We start from the raw sequence: 6177 nt of genomic DNA, 5'->3' as shown, positions 1-6177 counted from the left end.
CGGCGCGGAAGCCGCGCTGCTCGCCGCGCTCGGGCGCGTCCGCACCAATCCGCAGGCGGCGGCGCTGCTGCTGGGCGATCTGCTCGGCCTGCGCGATCCGGGCGGAATCGTCGCGACCACCCATGCCTTGTCGAACGCTTTCGCCGATATGGGCCTGCCCCTGCCAGCGCAGGGCTAGGCCGAAACGCCCCGGGCGCGCAGGTCCTTCAGCGTGTCCATCGCCCATTTGTACATGCCGGCTTCGGCCGCGCGATGATGGCGGTCGAGGTGGCGCATCCGCCCCTCGACTTCCTCCAGCACCTTCAGCGCCTTGCGGTCCCATCCCTGCTCGATCAGCAGCGCGGCATAGCGGCAGCGCGCTTCCTCGCCCGGCAGGCGGGTGACGACATCCTCGTACAGCTTCAGCGCTTCGTCCTTGCGGCCGAGATGGCCGAGGATGCGCGCGCGCAGCATCGCCACCCGGTCGCGCTCGCTCTGCCCGCCGGGTTCGCCCGCCGCATCCAGCAGCACCAGCGCCTCGTCGGCCTCGCCGGTCTCGAACAGCGATCCCGCCAGCCTCGCCTGGGTTCGCGGATCGACATCGCCAGCAGTCCGCTCGATCGATTCGCGATAGAGCGGGATCGCCTCGCCATGCCGCCCCAGCGCCGCCAGCGCATCGGCCAGCCGCAGTCGGTTCGCCGCCGTGTCCGCCAGATCCAGCGCCTCGCGCGCCGCCCGCACCTCGCGCTCGGGATCGATCGCCGCGATCACATTCGCCCGCGCGGTGCGCACATGCCGGTTGCCCTGCATGCCCGGCAGGATCTCGACGAAGAAATAGGCCAGCGCCCCCACCACCGGCAGGAAGATCAGCGCGGTAAGCCACATCTGGTTGCGCCCGGTCCGCACCAGATGGACGATGCACGCGACCTGAAGCGCGATGATCGCGAGATAGACGGGCATGGCCGGATCAGGCCTTCCCGTCCCCGGTGCCCGCCGATCCGATCGACCGATCGACCAGTCCCGTCCGCATCATCCACCAGAACAGGATGACGCCCGGCACCGCGATCGCCGTGGTGAACAGGTAGAAGTCGACATAGCCGATCCGCTCGATCAGCTTGCCCGCCGTCGTCCCGCTCAGGAAGCGGCCGATGATGCTCGCCCCGGCCGAGAACAACGCGAACTGGGTCGCGGTGAAGCGCAGGTCGGTCAGTGCCGAAAGGAACGCGACAACGCACACGCCGCCGATGCCGCTCGCGAAATTCTCGAACGCCATCGCGCCGGCCATGCCCCAGTTGGTGTGGCCGGTCGCCGCCAGACCCGCGAACGAGAAGTTGGAGACCGCCATCAGGATCAGACTGATCAACACCGATCGCTTCATCCCCAGCTTGGCGTAGAGATAACCGCCGACGAAGATGCCCAGGATCAGCGCCGCAAACCCGATCACCACGTCGTAGAATGCGATTTCGGTGTTGGTATAGCCCAGATCGTTGAACAGCAGCCGCAGCGTCAGATTGGCCAGCGTGTCGCCCAGCTTGTGCACCAGCACGAACAGGAAGATCAGCCACGCGCCTTCGCGGCGGAAGAACTCGACCAGCGGGCCCATCTTGCCCGCGTCCGCCGTCGCTTCGCCCTTCGACGGCAGTGCACCGATGCCCAGCGCGATCACCGCGCCAAGGCCCAACAGCACCATCGCCTCGATCGATCCCCAGCCGCGCCACAGCGCCACCAGCACACCCGCGACCGGCACCAGCATCGCCCAGGTGGCATGGCTGGAAAGGCCCGCGTCGCGCGCCCGCCGCGCGGTCAGGTCGAACAGCGGGAACAGGTAACCGACCAGCACCATGTTGGTCAGGATGTTCACGTCCAGCTGGGTGTCGATCCAGTAGGCTGCGAGATAGGCGGGCACGAACGCCAGCACGAAGATCAGGTAAGGCCGCTGCCGCATCCGCTCCGGCCATTCGCGGAACACCTTGCGCTCCGGCTCGCCGACGATCAGGCCGGTGATGATCGCGGGCAGCGCGAAGATGGTGCAGGCGGCATAGGCCAGGTTCCAGCCGAAATGCTCGGCCACGACCAGCGCTACCGCGCCCGATGCCGCCGAACCGATCCGCCAGCCATATTGCGACATGCCCGAACCCACGCCGAGCTGTTCGGGCTTGAGCAATTCGATGCGATAGGCGTCGATCACGATGTCATAGGTCGCGCCGGCCAACCCGACCAGGATCGCCGCGGCGACCACGGCCGAAAGCGAAGCCTTGGGATCGAGGCTACCCAGCAGCAGCACCGCCGCCGCCACCGCAGCACCGGTCACGATCAGCCACGAACGCCGTGCGCCCAGTGCGCCCAGCACCGGGATGCGCAGCTTGTCGACGATCGGCGCCCATGCCCATTTGAGGTTATAGGCAAGGAAGGTCAGCGCGAACGCGGTCACCGCCGATTTGGTGATCCCCTCCTGCGCCAGCCTCGACGTCAGCGTCGCCCCGATCATCGCGAACGGGAAACCCGAAGACATGCCCAGCGCCAGCGCCGCCAGCGGCGCAGTCTCGAAATAGGGCCGCACGCCATCCGGCAAATCGCCCCGCCAATCCTCCGGCGCCGCCGCGCGCGCCGCGAAGAATGCGCCGACCAGCGCCACAATCGCGACGAAGAAGCCGATCCCCGGCGCCGTCGATGCCGCGGCCAGCGGTTTGGGCAGTACGAACAGCGCATAGAGCACGCCAATCGCCACCAGTGCCGCGCCGACCACGCTTCCCGCGACCAGCATGCTGCTGCCGCCACGCTGGCGCCATGCAAAGCTGGCGACCAGTGCCCCTGCGATCACGATCAGGCCGAAGATCAGCGTCACCGAGGGCCCGATGGCGCCTTCCGCAGTCACCTGCAGCCCGCGCATCAGGTCGTACCCCATGCCGGTCACCACCGCCGCGCCCGGCGCGGCCAAGCTGATCCACGGCAGCAGGATCGAGGCCAGCGCGATCGCCAGCCCGGCCTGCGCCGCCAGATACATTCCCGATCGCCGCGCTTCGACTTGCATTCGCCCTTGCCCCTCCCAGACTTCGCGCCGAAACTAGCGGCAAAACCGGCGAACGCCAGTGGGAGAGGACAATGAACGCGCGCACGCCAACCGAGGGACAGCTCGCTCTGGCCGCTCAGCTCGCGGCGGGCGGATCACAGGCCCGCACGGGCATCACCCATGTCGACGCGTCGGCCTATGTCAGCCAAGCCCGCCATGACGCCGAACAGGACCGCATCTTCGCCCGGCACCCTCTCGTTATCGCCCCCTCCGCGCTGCTGCCCGAACCCAACATGGCCGTGCCGCATGACGGCTTCGGCAAGCCGCTGCTGGTCACCCGCGACAAGGAGGGACAGGCGCACGTCTTCCTCAACGTCTGCCAGCATCGCGGCACGCGGCTGGTCGAGGGATGCGATGCGGTGAAGTCCCCCCGCCTCGTCTGCCCCTATCATGCCTGGACCTACAAGCTGGACGGCAGCCTGACCGGCATGCCCCGCCCGGAAAGCTTCCCCGGCCTCGACAAGAGCCAGCACGGCCTGAAACGCCTGCCCACGCTCGAAGCTGGCGGCCTGATCTGGTTCGCATTCGACGAAGCCGCGGATTTCAGCGGCGCCGCAACCCTCGCCCATGATTTCGAAGCGTTCGATCTCGCCGGCCAGCATCTCTTCCGCCGCCGCACCCATGACGTGAAGGCGAACTGGAAGCTGATCATGGATGCCTTTCTGGAGTCATACCACGTCACCCGCCTCCACGCGCAGACCATCGGTCCTTTCTTCAAGGACGGCGTAACCACCGCCGACACGATCGGCCCGCACCAGCGCAGCGCGGTCGGCCGCGATTCGGCGCACGAGGCGCTCTCGTCGAGCGACTGGGCGGTGCTGCGCGGCGCGATCACCTACACCTATCAGATGTTCCCGGGCACGGTGCTGATCGTCAGCCCGGATTACATCAACCTGATGGTGCTGATGCCCCAGGCGGTGGACCGCGTGTTGGTGGAGGATTTCATGCTGATCCCCGAACCGCCCGCCACCGAAAAGGCGCTCGCGCACTGGGAAAAGAGCTGGAACCTGCTCGACGGCGGCGTCTTCGCGTCAGAGGATTTCCGCGCGGCCGAACTGGGCCAGCAGGGCCTGTCCTCGGGCGCGCTCGACCGCATGACGCTGGGCACGCTGGAACAGGGCGTCCGCAACTTCCACGATGCGGTGGAAGCGGCGCTCTGACGCCCCGATTTCGACATTTTCGTGGAACAATCTCCGCGAACTCGGGGGCGAGGGAATGATAGCCATGCGCAAGCCGGCCACCATCGCGACAGGACTGGGCCTGTTTCTCCTGCTGACTGCCTGCCCCGGCTCCTATGCCAGCTTCCGCGCGGGGACGGCCTCCGACGGCAACGTCACGTTCAATTCGACCCGCTTCTATGTCAGCGCGCCCAAGGACGATCCCGACCGCGTCCAGCCGTCGCCGGTCTATTCGCGCCGCTTCACCCTTTGGAGCGGCGACGAGATCATCTGGCAGATCGAACGCGAGAGTTGCTCCGGATGGGACCAGGGTCCCTCACAAATCGTCTATGGCGTCACCCCGCCCTGCTATCGCGAAGTCGTTCCGCCCAGGCCGCTGACCAAAGGCCGTGCCTATTTCATGGACGGCATGCACATGGTTCAGGGCAAGAAGCTGTACGAGGCCCATACCGAGGGCGACACGTTCATCTACGACGATCCGATCCAGAGCATCAGCTGGCGCGGCTATCGCAACCGCACCCGCCAGTATCGCGCGCCGAAGGACTGATCCCCGTCAGGCCGCCTGCGCGAACAGGCTGAAGCTCCCGGGCAGCCGCTTCGGCGGCTTCTTCCCGTCCACCACAGCCTCGATCGCCTCGATCGCGCCCAGCAGGTCGCGCTGCGGATAGGGCTTGGCCAGGCAACCCGCGGCCAACGCACGCGCGTCGCCCGGACAATTGCCGGTCACGAACAGGATCTGGATGCCGCGGGCATGCGCCGCCTTGGCCACGTCGATCCCGCTGCCGTCGGCCAGATTGACGTCCAGCAGCACCAGGTCGATTTCGACGGCATGCTGGATATGGCGCAGCGCATCGGCGACCTTGTCGACCGTCCCGACGATCTCGAATCCCGACTCGCGCAGGAAATGCTCGGTGTCGAACGCGACCAGCGGCTCGTCCTCGACGATCAGCAACTGCTCGATCCGGCGCTTCTTCTTTCCGAACAACATGGCCTCAACCCACACCCGCACCCGCACCCGCCCCGATGGCCCGGCGCCTCATGACTGTAACGCGCAACGCCCTTTCAGTTCCGCAATATTTTTTGTCTGCGCGCTGTTAATCGCTATAGCGCCTGCGTGTCCCAGACCAGTGATCGAAATCAGCAGCGCATCGCCAAGCTGCTCGCCCGTGCCGGAATCGCGTCGCGCCGAGAGATTGAGCGCATGATCGCGGAGGGCCGCGTGGCCCTGAACGGCAAGGTGCTCGATACACCTGCCACCACCCTCGCCTCGCTCGACGGCATCACCGTGGACGGAAACCCGGTCCAGCAGGCCGCACCCGCGCGCCTGTTCCGCTATCACAAGCCCTCCGGCCTGCTCACCACCGAGCGCGATCCGAAGGGCCGCCCGACCATCTATGACCGGCTGCCCAAGGGCCTGCCCCGCGTCATGCCCGTCGGTCGCCTCGATCTCGCGACTGAAGGCCTGTTGCTCCTCACCACCGATGGCGAGCTGAAGCGCCAGCTCGAACTCCCCGCCTCGGGCGTCGAGCGCAGCTACCGCGCCCGCGCCTATGGCCAGGTCAGCCAGGAACAGCTCGAGGACCTGATGCTCGGCGTCGAGATCGAGGGCGTGCGCTACGGATCGATCAACGCGAACATCGAACGCCGCACCGGTGCCAATCTCTGGATCGAGATGACGCTGACCGAGGGCAAGAACCGCGAAGTCCGCCGCGTGCTCGAACATCTGGGGCTCCAGGTCAGCCGCCTGATCCGCACCCGCTACGGCCCCTTCTGGCTCGGCGATCTGCCGACCGGCGATGTCGACGAGATCCGTCAGGCCGATCTGGCCACCTTCCGCACCGTCCTGTCCAAGCCCGGCGGCGGCAAGGCGGCGTCGAACCTCCAGTTCGCCACCCGCGCCCGCGCCGAAGCACCCCCGCCGCGCCGCGAGGCACCGGCCGAACCGGGCAG

General features: G+C 67.3%; 6 protein-coding genes. 3 read left to right on the top strand and 3 right to left on the bottom strand.

The window, feature by feature from the left end; all coding sequences use genetic code 11:
* Positions 1 to 174: 174 nt before the first annotated feature.
* The gene (locus P1X14_RS21355; protein ID WP_277317443.1) at positions 175 to 939 is read right to left on the bottom strand and encodes a tetratricopeptide repeat protein; all 765 of its coding nucleotides are present in this window, start codon (positions 937 to 939) and stop codon (positions 175 to 177) included.
* A 7-nt stretch (positions 940 to 946) separates the two neighbouring features.
* Positions 947 to 2551, bottom strand: a complete 1605-nt coding sequence (locus P1X14_RS21350) for an MFS transporter (RefSeq protein ID WP_277317444.1) — start codon at positions 2549 to 2551, stop codon at positions 947 to 949.
* Between the two features lie 530 nt (positions 2552 to 3081).
* On the opposite strand from P1X14_RS21350, the gene P1X14_RS21345 reads away from it, so the two are divergent.
* Positions 3082 to 4209: an SRPBCC family protein gene (locus P1X14_RS21345; RefSeq protein ID WP_277317442.1), complete on the top strand. Its 1128-nt coding sequence runs from the start codon at positions 3082 to 3084 to the stop codon at positions 4207 to 4209.
* 64 nt (positions 4210 to 4273) lie between these two features.
* Positions 4274 to 4774 carry a hypothetical protein gene (locus tag P1X14_RS21340; RefSeq protein WP_277317441.1) on the top strand — a complete coding sequence of 167 codons (501 nt, stop codon included), beginning with the start codon at positions 4274 to 4276 and terminating at the stop codon, positions 4772 to 4774.
* 6 nt (positions 4775 to 4780) lie between these two features.
* On the opposite strand, the gene P1X14_RS21335 is transcribed toward P1X14_RS21340, so the two are convergent.
* Positions 4781 to 5215 carry a response regulator gene (locus P1X14_RS21335; protein ID WP_277317440.1) on the bottom strand — a complete coding sequence of 145 codons (435 nt, stop codon included), beginning with the start codon at positions 5213 to 5215 and terminating at the stop codon, positions 4781 to 4783.
* 126 nt (positions 5216 to 5341) lie between these two features.
* Here P1X14_RS21335 and P1X14_RS21330 point away from each other — a divergent pair.
* On the top strand, positions 5342 to 6177 hold an 836-nt coding region (locus tag P1X14_RS21330; protein WP_277317439.1), incomplete at its 3' end, for a pseudouridine synthase.

It is taken from the genome of Sphingomonas sp. AOB5, assembly GCF_029433115.1.
GTDB lineage: Bacteria > Pseudomonadota > Alphaproteobacteria > Sphingomonadales > Sphingomonadaceae > Sphingomonas.
The sequence above is the reverse complement of the archived record's forward strand: the minus strand, read 5'-3'. Positions and strand labels throughout refer to the sequence as shown.